Origin of the sequence: Butyrivibrio sp. YAB3001 (assembly GCF_900112195.1) — a bacterium.
In the GTDB taxonomy this organism is placed as follows: domain Bacteria; phylum Bacillota; class Clostridia; order Lachnospirales; family Lachnospiraceae; genus Butyrivibrio.
In genome coordinates, this window is record NZ_FOKR01000028.1 from 16575 (window position 1) to 38892 (window position 22318).

Sequence of the window (22318 nt, forward strand, 5' to 3'; positions counted from 1 at the left end):
ATCTTTACCCCTTGACGCTATTAAGCACAAAAAACTCCTTCAATTTTTCCAAAAGCTCATCCTTTTGGATATTTTTAAGGAAATACCCCTCAGGTCTTAGCGATACTACCGCCATAACGCTTTCCTTATCACTCTTTCCGGTCAAAAAGATTACCGGAATACTGCTGGTCTCTGCATCACTTCTAAGCATTTCAAGAACCTGTGGTCCGCTTGTTACCGGCATCTCATTGTCCAGCAAAATTAGGTCAACCTTATTCTTTCCAAGATACTTTATTGCCTGAAGCCCCGAATTTGCCATAGCCACTTTATAATCGTTCTTAAGCCATTGCCTTACAATTGTAAGATAATGGGGATCATCATCAACGATCAGAATACTTTTCTTAAATTCTCCCGAATCAGACTTGTTAAAATAGTCATTAATAGACGAAACAAAATCTTCATTGTTTACCGGTCTTGAAAAAGTCTTATAGATGATTTCATCAGTTACAAGCCCGGTAACGTAATTTAAGTCTATCTGTTCTCCTATAAGAATAAGCTTTCCGCTTTTTTCCTCAAGACTATCAACAAGGAAGTGAAGGATGTCTTCCTTTAGCTTAATTGTTTCATCCATATATATCGCCAAAAGCGATACATCCTCCATCGCAGTATTAATGTCGTCCACATTGAAAGGCACAAACTTGCAGTCAATCTGCGAAGCTTTTACCTTATCCATGAGCGCACGCAATATGAATGTTTCTTTTCCACCCGTAAATACCATTTTTTTCTTGAACAATAAGTTATTCATAGTCATGCCTTTCCTTAGCAATTATTGATCAGTGTTTCCATTCCTTCCCAATCAAATCGTTTCATCATTTTATTTAATTCATTCATTACTTCCGCATCTTTTTCCGGAAGTGTATATTCTGCAAGGCTGTTCATGATCATTTCCACCGCGTCATAATCCATCTGCGGTATAAGATCATGTAAAGCATCATAAGCATCCTTTAGTTCATCTTCAGGAATCATTCCCTTTGTCTGCTCAGGAGCAGCATTCGCTACAAGTCTGGAAAGCTTTTCCTTATATTTTAGATACTGCTCCAAAAGAGCATCAACATTTTCTTTGATAAAGTCTACGTTCTTATCGTTACCTGCTTCTTCAAGTCTTGCGGCAAATTCAGATAAAGCGCCGGCCCCTATAATACGCGCCGAACTCTTTAAAGCATGCACCTTGATAGTAAATAGTCTTATATTCTCGCTGTCGAAGGCATCTTTTATGACCTTATAATTTTCATCTATAGTATTCAGGAAAAGATCTAACGAGAAGATATAATTGGATACTCCTCCGGAGTTCTGTATTCCTTCGTCAACATTTAAGCCTTCCACTTCATTTATCCAAAGCATATCCTCCGGTAGTTCTGTAAGTTCTTCCGCGACATCATCCTCAGTTGGTTTCTCCATCATACTCTCCGGTAAGTGCTTCATTATAGTTTTTTCAAGTGTTTCACAGTCAACAGGCTTTGACAGATAACCGTTAAAGCCCTTGGATTTATAGAACTCTTCTCCTGCTGCCGCATTAGCTGTAAGCGCGTACACAGGAAGGTCAGGCGCAAACTCGCGGATGACTGCAAGTGTCTCTATTCCATCCATACCGGGCATCATATGGTCTAAGAGCACGACATCAAAATGATTATCTCTTATCTTATCTATCGCTTCCTGACCATTATCTGCTGTGGTCACAAAAACTTTCGTTGCCTTTAAAAGTCCCTTTATTACGTTAAGATTCATCGGAGTATCATCTACTACAAGAATATCCGCATCCGGCGCAATAAATTTAGGAACATACGGTCCGCTGGTCTTGCTCTCGTCATGCTCTATAAACACTCCAAGAGCACTGTCATCAACAATCTTCTGATTTAACGTAAAGATAAATTCCGAGCCTTCGCCATAAACACTTTCACACCACAGATTTCCCTTCATAAGCTCTGCAAACTTCCTGGAAATATCAAGGCCAAGTCCGGTTCCCTGTATCGCACTGTTTTTTTCTTCATCAAGTCTCTCATAAGCGGTAAAAAGCTTCTCCATGTCTTCAGCTTTTACGCCCATTCCGGTATCTTTTACAGAAATGCGAAGACTTGCTATATCGTCCTTCCTTTCATCCATTGATACAGATAACGCAAAACCACCTTCTTTAGTATATTTTAGAGCATTTGTAAGAAGATTTAAAACAACCTGTTTGATCTTGCCTGCATCACCATATAACCTTTTGGGAAGTATCTCATCTATTACCACATCAAATGTAAGACCTTTTTCTGTGCTTCTTGAGCGGATCATGGATACGATGGACCTTAAAACTTCCTGAGTATCATACTCCTGTTCTACCAAATGCATTTTTCCGGACTCAATCTTGGACATGTCCAAAAGGTCATTAATAAGACTCAAAAGAGATTCTGCTGCATTTCTTATATCAAATGAATAGTTCATTATCGACATAAAATATGTCTGCGGGACATTTGTTGCATTCTCTCTCATGATCATTTCATTCATGCCCATGATCGTGTTGATAGGCGTTCTGATTTCATGGGACATATTCGCCAAAAACCTTGTTTTTGCTGTATTTGCTTTCTCCGCCTCTTCCTTTGCCAGTCTTATCTGATCATATTGTTTTCTGATTATGGTTGTCCTTAGAGCTGCCCATCCTATCAATCCGCCAATTATAATAACTATTACAAGACCCAGCATTTTTACTGCAAATAGTTCAACAGGTCTTGGTGCTTTTTTAATATCATATTTTTGGTCCTGAAGGACCTCTTTTGTCATATTGTCAAGAACCTGAAGATGAAGAACATAGTTTCCATATGGAAGATTTGAATATTCCAAAGGAAAAAGCTCCTTTCTCCTGACAGTCATGCCATCATCCGGTCCGCCTTCAAGAAAGACTCTTACCAAAGGATTGTTTGTTGTATAATCTAAAACTGCGACATCAATCTGGATACGCCCCTTCGATGCCGGTATCTGATATACTTCATTTTCATCCTGAGGTACTAATTCTTTATCACAATATATGCCTTTTACAGTCAGTAGAAGATCTTCGCTTTCTTCATAACAATTATTAAAACTAACTTCAACAACTCCTCCTCTTCCTGCAATATAAGCATTTCCCGTCACATCTTTAACGCTAAAAGAACCATCTGTTATTGAATACGGTAACCCATTGGATAAAGTATATAATCTATAATCACTAATCTTATCCATGAGCATTTCATTTACTTTTATGCAATAAATGCCGTAGGAAGACAAAACCCACGCAAGATCATTATCATCAAAAAATATCTCATAATTGTTGTTACAAGGGAATGAATGCAGTACAATCGCTGTCATTCCGTTTCTCATATATTCAATGGAGTTGGAGGTGACGATCCACAGCATATGATGCTCGTCATCTTTTATTATACGTCTTATAACATCACTACTAAGACCATTCTCTCTCCCGATTTTCTCTATTTTTTCATTCTGTATTGCATAAATACCGTCTCCGTCTGTACCTGCAAGAATGATTCCCTCATTTGTTTCCATGACAGTTTGAATGAGTGTATTTTCCATACCATCATTTTCAGTATAGTTGTGTGTTACTTTTCCATTTTCAATAACTGCCAGACCGTTTGTCGTACCAACCAGAATTTTCCCATCATTTGTATCGTAAAGGCACTTTATCTGATTGCCCGGTAATCCATCAGCAGTGGTAAAATTTGATATCTCACCAGCCGATGAATAGCAGACTACGCCCTTATCATGAGCATAAGTCCCAAACCAAAGATTTCCCCTTATATCTGAAGTAATGCAGCGTATTCGGGAATCCTCAAGATATTCCGTTAGTTTATTATCAATTATTCTCCTTCTTTTACCAAGAATCTGTAATCCACTATCTGTCCCAATATAAAGATCATCATTATACAGATATGTTGCATATACAACGCCCTCAGGAAGCCCTGCTTCGTAAGTAAGATCTATGAAGTTATTGGCAACAATCTTCATTACTCCCTGAGTAGAGGATGCAAACCACATATTTCCCTGATAATCGGAAGTCATCATTTCTATTCCACTATTTAGAGGAACATTCCTGATAACATTAAAGTGATTCTCCTCATCCAGATAACCTATCGTACTGATTGAGGCCACCCACACTCTTCCACAATCAAAACTCATCCAGTGCACACCGGAAAGCGGTGATACCAAAATCCTATCCATTTTCTTTGAATCATCGCCAAATTCACCATAATATATAGTATTTTCTTCGGTTCCAAGATACACTTTTCCGGGTGTATAAGGATCTGCCAGAATAGTCGATATTTTTTTCATTCCAAGTTCGGAACTGGTATATACCTCAGTAATCTCGCAGTTATCTATCGCAAAAATAGTTCCACTTGTGGTCTGACCATAAATTCTGCCCGCTGAATCACTATCGAGCTTAAGCACTCTCTCATCTGATATCTTTTCATGCAAAATAGGATGTACCACTAAAGAATTATCAATATAGCATACTCCAGCTGTAGTACCGATAAAAATATTCCCGTTTGAATCTTCTGTAAAAATACGGATTGATGATGAGGGTAGTCCTTCTTCATAGGTAAAATGTGTTCTTTGGTCGCCTTCAATAAGCACAACTCCATTATCGTTTGTGCCTACCCAGATTCGCCCTTTGCTATCTTCAAAAAAGCCTCTTGCACTTGTAAGTCCTTCACTTGTATCAAGCTGCTCAAAAACCGAGCCGTCATAGCGAAGCACCCCACTATGGCCGCCAATCCAAATATATCCGTCACTGGTACCAAGCAAAAACATAGCGTCGGATGTCGGAAGGCCATTTTCAGCATCATAGATCTCTGTAGTAAATGATGCGTCTTTAATCTGGCCTGTGGCAGCATATCCGCCGCCAATCCTTGAATAATCCGTTTTAGGCGCTGAAACCTTAAGCGGCGCACTCTTGGCTTGTATCGCAAATAGACTGCATGCAATAAAAGCTGCCATCAATATACTGTTGAAAAAAATCTTTTTCACCGGCAACCTCCATTCATACATATTGATTGTATTTTCTAAGAACTACTTTTACTTCAGGAATTGAATCCATCAATACTTCCACGCATTTAGGATCAAACTGTGTTCCAGAGCCTTCGCTTATTATCGCAAGCGCTTTATCCAAAGGGAAAGCAGGCTTATACACTCTAGGTGAAGTAAGCGCATCAAAAACATCTGCCACAGCCATAATTCGCGCAGAGAGAGGAATAACTTCTCCATGAAGTCCTTCAGGATACCCTGCTCCATCCCATCTCTCATGATGGTAAGCCGCCATATTTCTGGCTTCTCTTAAATAGCTTTCGCCTTTTACTGTATTTATTACTTTTTCTATAATCTCTTTTCCCGCTGATGTATGAGACTTCATGATTTCAAACTCTTCATCAGTCAGCTTACCGGGCTTATTTAGAATCTTATCTGAGACATTGATTTTTCCAATATCATGGAGCGGTGCGCTTCTTACTACATCCGACATGAATTTGTCGCTTATTTTCTCATGATAATAACCCTTTTTATGAAGTCCCTCGACAATAATCCTGACATATTCCGATGTTTTCTGTACATGTGCCCCGGTATCTGAATCTCTGTTTTCAACCATGTCCGCCATCGTAATAATAAGTCCATCCTGCATCTTCAAGGTTGAATCAGAAAATCTCCTTATGCTGCGGATTTTTTCAGTCTGCTTTAAAGCCATATCGCATATTGTGTAATACATCTTTTCAAGCTCATCACCGGTACGAATATCAATAGAACGCATCTGCCTTACAGCTGTATCCAGTTTGGCCTGATCATCTCCGGCAGAAATAAAATTCTCCACGCTCATTGCAAGACTGTTTATTGGATAAACCAGACCATATCCTGCAGCCCACAATGCAATAGCAATAATCACAATAAAAAACGATGACATAACCAGAATTACACGTATCAGGAAGTCCCATAAATACCTTGCCATATAATACAAAGAAACTTCCGCCACAACATATCCCCTGCAAATACCATTATCATCATTGATCGGGCATGACGTTGTCAAAAACCAGCCTTTCATAGAACTCATCTCTATAGGCTCAACTTCTTTTCCTGCCAATAGTTCTTCTTTATAGGGTACAAACTCCTCTTTAAAAGGCACAACATCCCCTGCAGAAAGAGCCTTTTCCTTATCTGAATTCAGATCAAACACCACATGAAACCCATCGCTTTGAACCTGAAAAACATAAAGATTTTCAACCCCAAGAGAATTATTTCTGATTTTGTAGAGCATCTCCTCTGTTTCTCTGTAACCCGAAGCAGCTTCTCCTTTGCTGACATATTCACTTATCGCATAAGGACTGACTGTTTCTGCTGCAAAAGAAGCTGCATTCTTCGCACTCTGCGCTTTTTCATTCTTGGCATTATCGTAATAAAGTCTGATTCCAACAAAACTCATTATCACAGTAATCGCCAATGCACCTGCAATCAGCATAAAAGCCATTCTTGTTCTAAGCGGATGACTGGTATTATTACTAACTACGTTAAAGCTTTTAACCTCTTCGGTTGATAATGGTCTTTGCTTCCAGCCGCTATTTCTAACTTTGTCACAGATGTTTTGCGGGATAATATACGCAAAAAATAAGGCAATTCCGATAGAAATTCCCTTATCAATAAGATTTAGCACTATACTAAGTAAAATATGCAACGTAAATTTACCAAGGCTTGTATTTGCGCTGAAAACCTCAATAAAAGCCTGGATAGACTGCATCTGTATTTTTTCTAAAAAGAAATGTTGTATAAGCGCACTAAGAATTCCGCTTAGAGAGCCAACAACAAGAATATACAAAATAGTATTGGAAATTTTCTTTAAGGATTTTTCCCTGATAAACCAGGCTGTAACAATTGCAATAAGCGCATTGACGAAACCAAAATATATTGTTTCATGGCTTATAAGCGCACAAAATACATTGCTCAAAACTGCAGTGGTAATACTCGGAAAGATACCACCAACCACAGCAACAAGCATAGTTCCCACTGTATCAAGATACACAGGGAAACCAAAATTGTACGTGATAAAGAAAAATAATGCATTTATCGCCACACCCAGGACAGTAAACAGCACACGCAGAAAGCTGTCATGAGTTGATTTTTTTTAAATAAATTTCAAAGCCTGTCCCTCCATAGCGCAATGAAAAAACAGTGATTTATATGTATTTTAGCACATTTTTAACCCAATAAGTTCTGCTTTATATTCGTTTAACCGTTTTTTAATAATCAAATGCAAAAACATCTTTTTTTCTACCAATAACCTTTTTGCTTTAGGTTGTCAACAAATCCTCTGATATACTCTTCTCCTGTTTCCGGCCAATATAATCCCAGGCGTCCCAGGACACTTGTAGTAAGAGAATTATCACAAATATCAGCCCTGATCTGCACTGTATTATCGTTTGTTTCATAGGTCTTAAGACTGCTGACTTTATCACGCATCTTTTCATCTGATAAATAAAGATCAAGCTTTTGATCAAATATTTCAGTATCAACATAGCATATCTTATAACCTGCCTCATTCATGCATCGGATCACATCACCGGTAAGCGCCCTATGCGGATTTATCGGTATAAAGCAAACACAGGCATCCGGCGTTTTAGAAAGTAGCACTACAGCTTTTGCAGCCACATCAATCGGTGAGAATTCTATCTGTTCAGACATTATCTCATAAGGAATCATTCCCAAAGCTCCATAGGCTCTGAACGTATTCATAGAATTATTCGTCATATAATTTATCTGAAATTCCCCATCAGTTAGGCGCGGCGCCAGATTACCCATACGAAGCACCTTTGCCCGCAGCCCATGATTTAATATTTCCTCGTATACATAGCGCTCTGCCATGAATTTAGAATGAACATACTGATTATTATCAATTATCTGGCCATTATAAAGAATATGCTCATCAAAGTGATAATCTGAAGATAACTTCCCTGCTTCCATACTTCCGGCAATACTTCCCGTAGAAATATGCACAAGCCTTGCATTATTTTCCTTGCACCAGGTCACAATATTTCTTACTGAGTCAACATTTGTGCGCTCAATCTCATTTTCCCTCGCAAAATGCTTCACACTGGCTGCACAGTTAATTACCTGCATATCCTCTGATTTTGCCTTGAATGAATTAAAAGAGCCTGCATCAGTAGCATCCCCTTCTATCACAAAAATTCTTTCATCAAATAAGCTTTCATAAGCATTGTCAAAATAGTACTTTAAAATGCTCTGAAGCCTCTGAATGCCACTTTTATCATGCTTCTTTCGAACAAGACAGTATACTTTCGCATCTGTATTCTCAATAAGTTCATAAAGTACATGGCTGCCCAGATACCCGGTTGCGCCAAGCAGGAACACATCATTTATAGTAAGCTCTTTTCCTTCCTTAAAAGCACTTATTGTATTCTGAGAAAGAAGTTCATGAATCCTGCTGTAATCGTAGTCATCTGTAATATTTTCAGGAATACTTAAAGAGCTCTCAGATGGCTTTTTTTCAATATTTTCAATAATGGCCTGTTTTTTCTCTGCACCTATATAGTCCGCCATAGCTCTTGGAGTAGTATATTTAAACACATCATTATAAACGATGCTATAGCCTGCTTTTTTAACAGCAACCACCACTTTCATCGCCAGAATAGAGCTTCCTCCAAGTTCAAAGAAATCATCTTCTGCGCCCACTTTATCCGCTCCAAGGGCTTCTGCAAAAATGCTGCATATTTTCTCTTGAATCTTACCCTTTGGCGCCACATAACCTGCCTTTTTATACACAGGCTTTGGAAGAGCTTTTTTATCTACTTTCATGTTGACAGTCAGCGGAATCTTCTCAATCTGCATAATGACCTGTGGCACCAGATATGCAGGCTTTCTGTCCTTTATAAATTGTAAAAGAGCAGATATATCCACAGCTTTATCACTGACTACAAAGGCAGCAAGATACTTACCACCATTTTCATAGTCATATGCCTGAACTGTAACATCACGTATCCCATCAAAACTTCTAATGACAGCTTCGACTTCTTTTGTCTCAACACGGAAGCCCCGTATCTTGACCTGTCCGTCCTTACGTCCGACAAATTCCACATCGCCATTTGCCCGGTAGCGCACAATATCTCCTGTATGATACATTCTAAATTCGTCAAAAGGACATTTTTCATATACTTCACTTGTCTTATCGAGGTGATTTAAATATCCCCTGCTTACCTGAGGGCCTGACAGGCAATACTCTCCTGCTGCTCCCTGAGGCAATCTGTGGCCTGTCCTGTCAAGAACATATCCATGAATAGTAGCCATAGGTTTTCCGATAGGGATATTGGGCTCCCATTTTTTAATAGGAAATAGGCTTACTCCACAGCAGTTTTCTGTTGGACCATAGCCATTTACAACCCTGTATGACAAATCCGATACATCAATAGCAGGAAGCTTCTCCCCGCCAACCACAAGCATTCTAAGCGACTGTGAACTCGGATAGTTCTGCACAAACTGAATCCCCACCTGGGTAGTCAATAAAAGCGCCGTAATGCCTTCTTTTTCTATATAGGCCGCCAAAGCATCCAGATTCATCCTATCCTCATCAGAAATCAGATAAACTGTTCCACCATTTAACAAAGTGCAGAATACATCTGACATATTTACATCAAAACCAAAGGAAGCATAGGCCGCAATTCTATCTTCCCTTGTATAAAAATCGTTCCTGACTCCATGTGCATAAGAAATCATATTTCTATGCTCAATCTGGCAGCCCTTAGGTAGCCCTGTTGACCCCGATGTATAAAGCACGATAAATAAATCTTCAGGGGACAGACCACAAGGCTCTACCCCAAAATCCTCCATGGAAAAGAGCTCGCTTACTGTCAGAACTTTTCCATTATATTCATCCACAATTCCTTCTAGGTCATCCTCTGCTAAAAGAAGGCTCGCCCCGGCATCATTCACCATAAAGTTCAATCTGTCCTTCGGATAGTCCGGATCAAGGGGCTCATAGGCAAGCCCGGCCTTAATAACAGCCATAGGAAGCAAAAAAACATTCTCATTTCTATGGACCAGTATCGCAACAATTTCTTCTGAAAGATTTCTTTTACCTGCTTCCCCTACAACAATATGGTAGATTTTCGCAGCCAAAGAATCCGTTATTTCATCAAGTTCTTTATAGGTATAGGATTTATCCTTATATACTGCCGCAATCTTTTCAGGGAAAAGAGCTGCAGTTTTCTTAAACGCAGAAACCACAGTATCTTTTTTATCATAATCCAGATCCCACGGAAGATTATAACTATCAAGCACCTCCCACTGCTTTGGCCCGGTTAGGCTTATTTCCGAGAGAATGCTGCAGCTTAGTAGTCCTCTGACTACGTTTTCCATACTATCTGCCAGAGAACTCATCATACCTTCACTGTAAAGTGCGCTGTCATAGGCTATTGTAATGTTTGCATTATCCAAAGTCCCATTAATGTATATAGCTACAGGAATCTTTGCTAAATCAAGATCCAGTTCCTTCACTTCAACACGACCTTTTTCTGTGTGATAATCATTTATCACCCCAATCTGATAGGCAAACGAAACCGCAGGATGAAAATCATACTTGCGCGCAAGGCGGCTAAAGGGATACTTTTCGTGTTCTATGGTTTCAGAAAGATTCTTGGCAACACGGCCTATGAAATCTGATATCTTTTCATCCTTGTAAAAAGACATAACAAGGGGCAGCGTATTTACAAACATTCCCATGGAGCCAGAAGTTTTGACATTGCTTCGTCCGTTGGAAACGGTTGCAATAGCCAGGTTATCTTCACAAACATATCTTCCAATGACAATATACACAGCAGCCAGATACACCGCAGCCGGTGTAACACCTAAGTTTTGCGCAAATTCTTTTACCTTTTTTAGATTTGTTGGCACATTAAGGCTCTTTTCAGTATGCTCAGATTTTTCCTCATAAATATCAGGGAGCAGCATCACCGCTTCGGGCACTTCTTCCATCTGCCTTGCAAAATATGCTTCATCCTCTTCATTTATGTGTTCATCTGAAACATAATCATAATAGTCGTAGTATTCTTTCTCCGGCTCTTTTCCATCAAGCACCTCGCAGAGTTGCCTAAAGAATATATCCATCGATGTGCCATCACTGATAAGATGATGCATATCAACAAGAAGAATCAGTGAATCGGCCCTTAAAATCTCAAACCTCACCAGCGGTCCATTCTCAATGTCAAAAGAACGCACGAAGGATTTTTCGTAGTCTTCTATTTCTTTTTCTGAAATATCAGTAACTACAATATCATGATAAAATCCTTTCTTTTCATCCTGAGAAACCTCAGCAAATATACTATTAGAAGCAGTTTCTGTGCTTTGCTCCTGAATGATCTCATTATCTGCATTTGTCACAAAATTGGAAAGAATATATGGATGTGCGCAGATGACCTTATATATAGCATCTATTAGTTCCCTTACGCCAATTCCCTCAGGAAATCTCAGCGCAAATGGCATATTGTACTGCACAGTGCCTGGATTTGCCTGACATTCCGCATATATGCCTTCCTGAATAAATGAAAGTCTGCAAGACTTCTTAGATTTACTGCCACTTTTACTCCCTATTTCTGTTACTTCGCTATCTTTCTTTATCCCAGTATCTGTTGCTTTACCGCCTTTCTTCCCCAAAAGTGCCGACAGAATCTCATTTTCAACGCTAAGTATACTTCCTCCACTTATCAGCCTTTGCGCGCTTATCTGAACACCATATTTTTGATATACCAGCAAAGAAAGCCTGATTCCTGATATCGAAGTAAGCCCAAGGTGCTTAAATAAATCAGTGATCCCGAATTCTGATGTACCAAGAATTTCAGAAACCATTGATTTAAGTTCTTTCTCCAATAAGTTTAAAGGCACAACGCTATCTTTTTCCCCAGCGATTTCTTTGTTTGAAGCAGATGGCTTTGGTAATGCATTTTTGTTTACTTTTCCATTCTGAGTAAGCGGTATTCGTTCAATCTGTATTATTGCCCCGGGCACCATATATGAAGGCTTTTTCTCACGCACAAAATCACAAAGAGCTGTTTTATCCACCTCTTTGTCGCTAACAATGTATGCAGCGATATTTTTTTCTCCGCTTGACTCATTTTCATAGGCCATAACAGTAGTATCGATAATTCCCGGAAACTTGCGGATAACTTCTTCAACTTCTGAGAGTTCAACCCTATAGCCATGTACCTTTACCTGACCATCATTTCGCCCAATAAAATCAAGATTACCGTCCGGCAAAAGTCGTACTATATCACCACTGCGATATGCGCGTCGATAATCCTCATTCTCGCTAAAAGGATTAGTTATAAATACTTCTTTTGTCAGTTCAGGTCTGTTAAGATAACCGCGCCCAACACCCTTTCCGGCAATCAGAAGCTCTCCAGGAACATAAGGCGGCAAACGGTTGAAATCCTTGTCCACCACATAGCACTTACAGTTACTGATCGGTCTGCCGATAGGAATCTTCCCATACCAGGCTGTAACAGGCATAACTGTAGAAAAAATCGTGCACTCAGTGGGGCCATAACCATTAAATAGTTTGGGCTGCTCTTTATCTATAGCAACAGGAACAAGTTTTTCGCCACCTGCCGACAAATATTTAAGCTTTGAGTTCTTGGTCATTTCATAAAACTGTCTGCAAACCTGCGTTGTCAAAAAGGCATGAGTAATCTTCTTTTGCTCAAACCATTTTTCCATTGCAACAAGGTCAAATCTTATCTCTTCCTCCATGATGCAGACACTTGCTCCGACAGTCAGTGCCGGGAACATATCCATCATGCAGGCATCAAAACCAAAGCTTGCATATGCAGCAACGCGGCTGTTTTCATCAAGTTTATAGTAATCACGATACCAGGCACAGAAATTGGAAATATTCCCATGCTCAAGCATCACTCCTTTTGGAGTTCCCGTAGTGCCTGAAGTATATAACAGGATAAAAAGGTCTTTTAGCGAAATTGCTTCTTTAGTATCGCTGCAAGGAAGATTCTGGATATCACAAATAAAAAGCATATCCCCACTGTAATCAGGAACAAGTTGAGCCATATCTTTATCTGCAATCAGCAATTTGCTACCTGCATCTTTTATCATAAAAGAAAGTCTATCCTTAGGGTAAGAAGCATCAAGCGGCTCTAAAACTGCTCCTGCCCGTAATACGCCCAATGCAGCAATCGGCATATACTCGCATCTTGGAATCAGAACAGATACCACATCGCCCTTGCCAATCCCCCTATCTGCCAAGGCTCCCGCTATACGCCCGGAAATATCCATCACCTGGCTATAGGTAAACTCTTTTTCTTTATAAATAACTGCTTTATTGCCTGGAAATCTCTCTGCAACATCAATAAAACAAGATACGATATCTGATTCAGGAAAGCTTTCTTTTGTTTCATTAAATGCATCCATCTCTTCTATATCATGTTCATCAGCTAAAGAGACTTCATCTAGCCTTTCTTTTACCAGAAATTGGAAAATGCCTTTCTCAATGCATCTAAGTAGCCTACTAATATACTCTCCGCTATAGATATCTTCCCTATACTCACCGGTAAAAAGAACCTTTCCATCCTTTTCAAAGACATCAATATGAATAGGCGCTTTTGCTTCGCTTAGAAAAATAGGACATTCTATCGCCGGCTCGCCCGCAATTACGCAGGATTCTGATGTTTCTCCCTGATAAGCAAATATAATATCCGGTAAAATATTGTGCTCATGTGATATCTCCGCAAAAGTGTAAATGTCATTATCCATGGAATCTATAAGCTGGCGGCCTACTTCTGACACAAAAGAAGTTATCTTCTTTTCTCTGCCAACCTTAAAACGCACAGGAAAAGTCTTTACAAGCATAATTACCGCCCGTTCAAGCCTTGAATCATTTCTTCCGTTATAAATCGTGGTATATAAAACATCTTCACTGTAATTATATTTGCTCATCACAAAGGAAAATACCGCATTATAAAAGGCATTTTGTGAAAAGCCGTGTTTGCCACAATAGTCAGTTATCATTGCCGTATCAATTTCTGAAGTTATGCAAAATGTCCCTAGAGCCTTCGTTTTCCCATATACATCGCCCTCAGGCAGCATCTGAAATTCAGTATCCGCCAATAGATTCTCATAATATGCTTTTGCCCTGTCATACCGCTCAGTTCCACGAAGTTTTTCCTCGTAAACAGCAACATCAAAGCCTGTAAAATTCTCTTTTTCCGGCTCTTTACTCTCATAAGCAGAATTAATATCCTGCATAAAAACAGTATTGCTTGCTCCATCAAAAATAATGTGATGAAAATCCATAAACAGATAGTTCCCTGCGTCAGTCACATATATTTTCAAGCGGTACAGGCGCTCTCCTATCATCTTAAATGGCCTGACCATATCCTTTGGCAAAGACCTGGTCTCAATTATCTCTACAAACGGCTCTTTATCATCATTTCTTTTAACAAGAACGTTCCCTTTCTCATCATAAATGAGATGTGCGCTAAGATATGGATGTGCATAAACACATTTGCACAGTGCTGCCTTAAGCCGATTAATATCAACCTTATCTGAAAGATGGTATAATGCCGGAATATTGTAAATTGTTGTATCTGGATGCCAAAGGCTCTCCGCAAGTATTCCTTGCTGTGTCTGACTTAACGGATAAACATCTAAAACTTCGTATTTTTCCTTCTTCCCATGGCATAATAAAGATTTCTCAATTGCCTCGACAGTTGGATTTTCTCTTAGGTCATGTACTGTAAAAATCGCCTCAAATTCTTTTGCAAGAAGAACGACAAGACGAATCGCGCCCAAAGAAGACAAGCCTGCATCATATAAGTTTGTCGTAATTCCGAAATCTGTATGTCCCAAAACCTTTGAAACGCGGTCAAATATCCTTTTCTGAGCATCGTTTTTCGGCGGAACAAGCTCATCCTTGCTTATCACAGGTTCAGGAAGTGCACTCATATCAATCTTGCCATTTTTCGTTGTAGGAATATCGCTTAATTGCACAATGGAAGACGGCACCATATAATGTGCCAGCTTTTTTGAAATAAATTCTTTCAAGCCAGCTACTTCTATCTGCTTAGCGGCAGTAAAATAGGCGCATAGGATATCTTCTCCCGCATTATTCCTGCGCACGGTCACACAGCTCTGATTTATGCCGGAATATGAATTAATGACCGCTGCAATCTCATCAGGCTCTATGCGAAGGCCATGGAACTTAATCTGATTGTCTTTTCTCCCAAAAAACTCTATTTCACCATTTATAAAGCGCGCAATATCGCCGGTTTTATAGGCTCTGTCCCCCTCTATCGTTATGAAAACATCACTTGTTTTATCCGGCAGATTCATATAACCTCTGCAAACTCCACTACCTCCTATCACCAGCTCGCCTGTAGCAAATGGAGGCAAGACATTACCAAAACCATCAATGATCCACGCCTTAACATTAGCTGCCGGCTTGCCTATAGTAATGTTTTCTGAACTTTCTACCATCTTAGACAAACAGCTTATTGTCGTCTCAGTAGGGCCATATCCATTTATAATAACTGCATTCGGGCTTACATTCCTGATTTTAGCGAAAAGAGAAGGTGGGAAAGCCTCGGCTCCTATATCATATAGTTTGATTCCTCGAAGTGCCTCAGATGCCTCAGGAATATCGAGTATATTTAAAAGAAATGACGGTGTGCAGGTGATTATATCCACCTTTTGAGATGTAATAACCTTGAACAATTGCAAAGGATTCATTATTTCATCCTCCAGAGCCATGCACAAGGTCTTCCCACTTGTAAGAGTCAACCATATCTCCATTATGGACACATCAAAAGAAAGTGCCGAGATAGACAGCGCCACATCGCCGGCTGATACATAATTCAAACATTCATTGTTCTTGGGGTTAACATTCAAGAAATTGCAAAGATTTCCATGCTCAACCATTACACCCTTCGGATTTCCTGTGGAACCGGAAGTATAGATGCAATACGCCAGCGCATCAGAAGGAACATCGATATCAGGATTATCACATTTGCCTTCTTCCATAAAGTCTGATATCGGCATAAATGTCCATTTTTTATCAGAAAATGACGCTTTTCGCCTGCTATAGATTTCATCTGTAGTCAAAAGATATTTGCTGCAGGAGTCCGTCATGCAATAATCGATACGGTCATCCGGATAGTCTGAAAGCATAGGTAAAAAAGCTCCTCCCGCCTTCATTATCCCAAGCTCTGCGCATACCGCATCTACGCCACGAGGAAAAAGGATTCCAACCGTATCATCAAGTTTTATACCTTTAGCAAGTAAAGCATTAGCAATACAGTTTGCCCGCCTGTTTACTTCTTCAAAGGTTATCTTTCCATAAGAATTGACAAAAGCTATTTGATCCGGATGCTCTGAAACCTGCTTTTCAAATAGCTTGTGGCAAGGCATAAAAGGGACATAGAAAGCCGTATCATTAAATGCCCTTATCTCTGCCATCGCATCAGCACTTAGAATACTTACTTCATTGAGGCACTCCCTATGCATAAATTCCAAAGCAGCCTCTTCCATTGAAGCCACAAAGCTCCTCATAAAATTCTCGCTGTAGCGCCCCGCATCATAATCGCATTCAAAAGTAGCCTTACCATCAATGATATATACAGTAATGCCAAAGCTGCTCTGTTCCCCATCAACCGGAAGTAATCTAAACTTTGCAGGTTCACCGCCCACATTATTCAGTGCAAATCCATCCCCCTGATAGGCAAACATAATATCCGATGAAAAGCCAAAAGACCTGGAAATATCAACAAAAGAAAAAACATCATTTGCTATGTTATTCTTAATCTGTTCATTAATTTTTAGAACAAAATCAGTAACTTTCTCGTTTCCATCAAACTTGCAAACAACTGGCAAGGTCTTGACCATCATTGCAACAGTTCTTCTGGTACGAGCGTCCTTGCGACCGTTATAGATTGTTGTATAGACCGCTTCATTTTTATTATCATATTTTGCCAGTACAAAGGAAAATACCGCATTGTAAAAGGCGCTCTTCTTAACTTTATTCTTTTTACACCACGTAGAAATTACTCTTTGATCCAGCTTTGAGGAGACGACCTTGCAAAAGCCTGCTTTTTCAACTCCAGAACGGCTATCCCCTTTAGGGAGCATGTCCCTGTCCACATTTGAAAGAAGCCTTTCGTAATAATCCTTTGCAATAGCATATTGCGGACTTTTCCGCTCATCTTCTTCATCCAAAGCAACATCGAATCCGGAATAAGTTTCAGGCTCAGCATCTTCCCTGTTATATAACTTATTTATGTTATCTATAAGAAGCACTGTGCTTGTGCCATCAAGAATAATATGGTGACATTCTATGTAAAGATAATTCTTATCCTCAGTAATGAACAGACTTGCTCTGCATAGCTCACCACCAAGAAGCTTAAACGGCTTGACCAAATCCTTTGGAAGTGCCTTACCCCTTATTATTTCTGCCTCCGGCAGTGGAGGCTCACCTGGCTTTACTTTGTAATTACCCGTTTCATCTGCAAAAATCCGGATATTCAAGTACGGATGCGACGCTATTGCCTTATCTACTGCCTCTTTCAACCTGACCATATCTATTTTATCGGACAATTCAAATAGCGCAGGGACATTATAAATTGTAGAATCAGGATGCTTAAGTGATTCAGCTAATATCCCCTTCTGCGTCTGGCTTAATGGATAATCAGTATGAAAATCATAGGCCCTTAAGTTCATCTCGCCCTGCATTACGCAAAACCTCCCGCATCCAAAGTTACAATAATCCGTTTAAAATATATCCATCTACAATTATACTATATATTTTTGAACGGAATCACACAAACGAGGCACTTACTGCTGTGTCATCATTTGTCGATGTACCCTCATCGACGCTTTCTTCCGCCTTGCAGAATTTAGATTTTATCTAAGCAATATAGTTGAGAAATATAAAAACAACTACACTAGTACTTATTTCTGTCTGTGCAGCAACAACATATGATATCTTGAATGGATCATTCAAGATATCAGCAAACAAGCCAGTTAAAGTCGACTTACGTCGAAGGGCTTGTTTGCATACTGAATCATATTCACACGCTTCTCTGACAATACTTCTTTTTCAACAATAATATAGCAATAATAATTCGTCCAAATTTCTTCCAAGCATATAATAATTCTTTGTAAATAATGCATACTGACATTACTGTCTTATAGCACTCATTATATTAACAACAGACAAAACGTTATTGAACACACAATAATCATAATTTCCCTATTGAAAGCATTTCTATGTTGTTGTATCATACATTCTTGCGCAGATTTTTAAAGAAGAAAAGGAATGTTTTAGGAATATGGAAAATCAATTATATTCATACGAAGAAGCATGCAAGCTTATTCAGGACAAAGAACTGAAAATGACTATGAAACGCGATGACGATTATAATACTATCTGTCAGTTTGGCGATAACGGTTCAATCTTAAATGTGAACACACTATTATTTAACAGATACCAGCTCCATGCTACAGAAAAAGATTTTAATTCTCTAAAGAGAATGGCCGAATCCGAAAACCTTGCTATTCTTTTGAGAGAAAATGATAAGGACGAAATAGAAGATGTTATCACAGGCTATGAAGAAGTCGGAAGTAAGGCAATTCTGTTTATTAAAAATGGTAACAGACTTTTGCAGTTAAATGATACTGACAAGAATTTGCCTCACGAGATCATTTTCTTCACCAATGAAAATCTTGACCTCGTTCTTGAATGCCTCTGTGAAAATGATTCATACAAACCAAAGCGCGCTGTATCTGCACCTGTTGTTAAGATTACAAAGGTAGTAGAACCTGAATTAACCGATGATGAGATCAAGGAAACTTTCCCTGAAGGAAGCACTGTTTCACATACCAAATACGGTCAGGGAACAATCAAGAGCGTTTCAGCAGGAAAGATAACTGTAGAATTTGAAGATGCATCTGAGAAGATACTCTCAGCTAAGATCTGCATTAAGAATAAATTATTGGCGTTAGTGTAAATGAGTTTTGTATACAAGCATCGTCTTTGTTTATAGTAAAATAATATGTATGATAAGAAAATAATGTGATAAGGATGTAAATCCCAAAATCATCTTACTACAGTAAGGCATGCTGATCATTAATCATGCGATTATCTACATAAGTACAAAAACTATAAAATACACGAATAATAAAAAATATAGAGCTGCAGCACTCAAAAATTAGTGCGCAGCTCCATTTTTTATGTCATTTTTACTTTTTCTTCTTAAATAATAGTAGAACAGCCGCCACAGCTGCAGCAAAAACTGCTATTATTCCAACAATCAAACCTGTATTTTGTGAGTTTGACGATTCACTGACATTATCAGATGTTTTTTCACTGTTTTCATTTACACTGTTATCTTCTTTTTTATCTGTTGCAGAAGCGATTGTCTCATCACCCTTTGTGAGAATAAGCGTAGAAATCGGTGCAACAGATACACTACCGCTTGCAGTCTCAAGTGAGCTGTTTCCTGCCTCTGTTCCCTTTACACATACATTCCAATTTCCTTCAGGAAGCTTAACTGTAGTTTCGCTCTGGTTAGGATTAAATATCAGGAGTATGCTCTCTGCATTTTCGCCTTCAACTTTTCTATCAGCATTATCCATGCTAAATGCAATAACATTTTTATCGAGCCCTTCAATAGCAGAAACTCTGCCTGCCACCTCTTCAGCTGTGGATAATCTGCACAAACCATGAGCTTTTCTGAACTCAATCAGACCTTTGTAATACTTAAGGTTAGTCTGATATTCAGGAAGGTCAAGATTTTCCCATTTAATGCAGTTTATTGCATCTCCGGAGCTATAACTGTTAGAATCATAGGTTCCATCTTCTTTTTGCTTGGTACGAAGTATCTCTTCTCCGGCCTGCATGAAAGGAATTCCCTCAGCTGTCAAATAATATGCAGCAGCAAGGTTGCTCATCTTTACCCATGAATCCCTGTCTAAATCAGTTCTTGCAGTAGCTATTCTGTCAATAAGAGTGTTATTATCATGGCAAGAAGCGTACTGTACAATCTGTGAAGGTTCTTTGCTCCAGCTCTCCTGTGCCATAAAGGATGAAGTCATCTGTCTTTCTTTTCCTGTGGAACCGGAGGCCCAGCCAGTTTCAGCAGTATTAAATACGCTGCCCTTAAGTCCATCACGAATATTGTCATTAAAGTATGCAAATCCCGGTGTCTTTGCTGATGACTGCTGAGTAGCAAGTGTCACATTTTCTTTTGTAACATCAGTATTCATGCTCCAGCCTTCACCATAGAATATCACATCAGGATGAGTCTTATGCACCTCAGAAACAATCTCATTTATAGTATCTGTATCCAAAAGACCAACAAGGTCAAATCTAAAGCCATCAATATGGTACTCATCAGCCCAATAACATACGGAATCTACAATATACTTCCTGACCATTGTTCGTTCTGAAGCTGTATCATTGCCGCAGCCTGAACCATTTGAATAAGATCCGTCTGCATTTATTCTGGAAAAATATCCCGGAACAAGACGGTTAATGCAGAAATCTTTTCCGCTATAAACGTGATTGTAAACAACATCCATAACAACTGAAAGTCCGTTATCGTGAAGGGCCTTCACCATCTCTTTTGCCTCTTTAACACGAACTTCCCCATGATACGGATCCGTTGAATATGAACCCTCAGGAACATTGTAGTTCACAGGATCATAGCCCCAGTTAAACTGCTCAGAAGTAGGAGCGTTCTCATCCACAGAGCCAAAATCATAAAACGGCAAAATATGAATATGTGTTACGCCAAGATCTTTTAAATAATCAATGCCGGTTGCCTGTCCGCCCGCTGTCTTTGTTCCTGTTTTGGTAAAAGCAGTGTATTTACCGACATCAGCAATTCCGCCTGCCTCAGAAACTGAAAAGTCTCTTACATGAAGCTCATAGATCACAGCATCATTAATCTTCTCTCCCGCATGTGGATTAGTATCTTTATCCCAATCAGCAGGATCGGTTGCATCAAGATCTGTAACCATAGCGCGTTTGCCGTTAACGCCGGTAGTTCTTGCATAAGGATCACATGCCTCCACATTAAGTCCGTCAATCACAGCTGTATATGTATAATAGGTTCCTGCCAGGTTCCCTGCGACATCAGCTTTCCATGTGCCATTTACATCTGATGTCATTTCAACTTTTTCTTTTAAGTTATTTTCCCATGGATCTCCTGTTTCGTACAGATTGACATATACCGCCTCAGCAGTTGGCGCCCACACACGAAAGGCTGTTTTTTCAGCGCTATACGTTGCTCCGAGATCATCTCCATCGTATGTATACTTATCCTCAAATTCTTTTGTAGAATAAACGATTGGCATATTTATCTCATATTCCTGGTTTTCAAAGCCAACGCGATAATTTCTGTTAAATTCAAGTTTTTTTTCTATCGTAAGATCATAGTAATATTCGCTATCTGACACTTTTTCCGCAACTTTAACTTCATTTACGCCAACTTCTCCAAGTCTTCCGATAACATAAAAGTCTTTTTCCTGATTCTTTGAAAGTTCCCCTGTAAAAAGAACTGTAACTGTATTCTTGCCATCATATACTGCACTCTTTAACTTAGTTCCGGTCACGACATCATCTCCATATTCTTTTACTGCGCCTTCCACACCAGATTCAACATAGGCATGAACTGTTCCTGAAACAACCTCTGAAAGATCAATAAACTGGTCCATATCAACATCTTTGGTCCAGTCCTGAGTTCTGACAATATAGCCAACCTTGACCGCTCCTGCCGGAACAGACAACGTTGCTACCATATCACCATCTTCTTCCTCTAAAGGAATTCCCTGACCTTCACCGCCTTCAGGCCACATCCAAACATCCCATGGAGAATAATCTCCATCTTCTCTGTGATAATGCAGCTTCAAAGTAACCCCTTCGTCAGCCCTTGCGATTATCACGGTTCCAAAACCCGGCATCACTAACGCAAATATAATTGCAACTGCCAGTATCGAAACCAATACTTTTTTCACACACTTCACCTTACAACCTCCCCTTTCTCTTGCATAAAAGTAATCCTTCAACTAAGAAAACGTTTTCCTTAGTTTTCATTCTACTACACAAGAATTATGTCGTAAAGCGATATTTTCACTTGTTAGGTAGCACAGAAAAATGCGCGAATTAGTTACTGCTCACTTGCTATCAGCTCGCTCCAGTAACTAATTCGCGCATTCATTCCAATTCGACTTCGTAGAAGGAATACGCTACATCCTGAATCTTTTTTTC

The 22318-nt window shown here is 39.4% G+C and carries 6 protein-coding genes; 1 reads left to right on the forward strand and 5 read right to left on the reverse strand.

The window, feature by feature from the left end; genetic code table 11:
* Positions 1 to 4: 4 nt before the first annotated feature.
* From BM086_RS18925 to BM086_RS18940, 4 genes are all read right to left on the reverse strand, one after another.
* Positions 5 to 784, reverse strand: a complete 780-nt coding sequence (locus tag BM086_RS18925; protein WP_242952268.1) for a response regulator — start codon at positions 782 to 784, stop codon at positions 5 to 7.
* Positions 785 to 798: 14 nt separating this feature from the next.
* A complete protein-coding gene (locus tag BM086_RS18930; RefSeq protein WP_175560383.1) occupies positions 799 to 5031 on the reverse strand; it encodes a hybrid sensor histidine kinase/response regulator in 4233 nt (1410 codons plus the stop codon).
* A gap of 13 nt (positions 5032 to 5044) precedes the next feature.
* Positions 5045 to 7039: an HD-GYP domain-containing protein gene (locus BM086_RS18935; protein ID WP_242952269.1), complete on the reverse strand. Its 1995-nt coding sequence runs from the start codon at positions 7037 to 7039 to the stop codon at positions 5045 to 5047.
* A gap of 272 nt (positions 7040 to 7311) precedes the next feature.
* On the reverse strand, positions 7312 to 17778 hold the full coding sequence (locus tag BM086_RS18940) for a non-ribosomal peptide synthetase (protein ID WP_092331398.1): 10467 nt from the start codon (positions 17776 to 17778) through the stop codon (positions 7312 to 7314).
* A 599-nt stretch (positions 17779 to 18377) separates the two neighbouring features.
* Here BM086_RS18940 and BM086_RS18945 point away from each other — a divergent pair.
* Entirely contained in the window at positions 18378 to 19055 is a 678-nt protein-coding gene (locus BM086_RS18945) for a hypothetical protein (protein ID WP_092331403.1), read from the forward strand.
* A 232-nt stretch (positions 19056 to 19287) separates the two neighbouring features.
* On the opposite strand, the gene pulA is transcribed toward BM086_RS18945, so the two are convergent.
* On the reverse strand, positions 19288 to 22074 hold the full coding sequence (pulA, locus tag BM086_RS18950) for a type I pullulanase (RefSeq protein ID WP_242952270.1): 2787 nt from the start codon (positions 22072 to 22074) through the stop codon (positions 19288 to 19290).
* Between the last annotated feature and the right edge of the window lie 244 nt (positions 22075 to 22318).

Excerpts from the sequence above, each read along its gene's own strand:
- BM086_RS18940 (WP_092331398.1), bottom strand. The coding sequence starts at position 17,778 with ATGCAGGGCGAGATGAACTTAAGGGCCTATGATTTTCATACTGATTAT.
- BM086_RS18935 (WP_242952269.1), bottom strand. The coding sequence starts at position 7,039 with ATGCTTGTTGCTGTGGTTGGTGGTATCTTTCCGAGTATTACCACTGCA.
- BM086_RS18925 (WP_242952268.1), bottom strand. The coding sequence starts at position 784 with ATGAATAACTTATTGTTCAAGAAAAAAATGGTATTTACGGGTGGAAAA.
- BM086_RS18945 (WP_092331403.1), top strand. The coding sequence starts at position 18,378 with ATGGAAAATCAATTATATTCATACGAAGAAGCATGCAAGCTTATTCAG.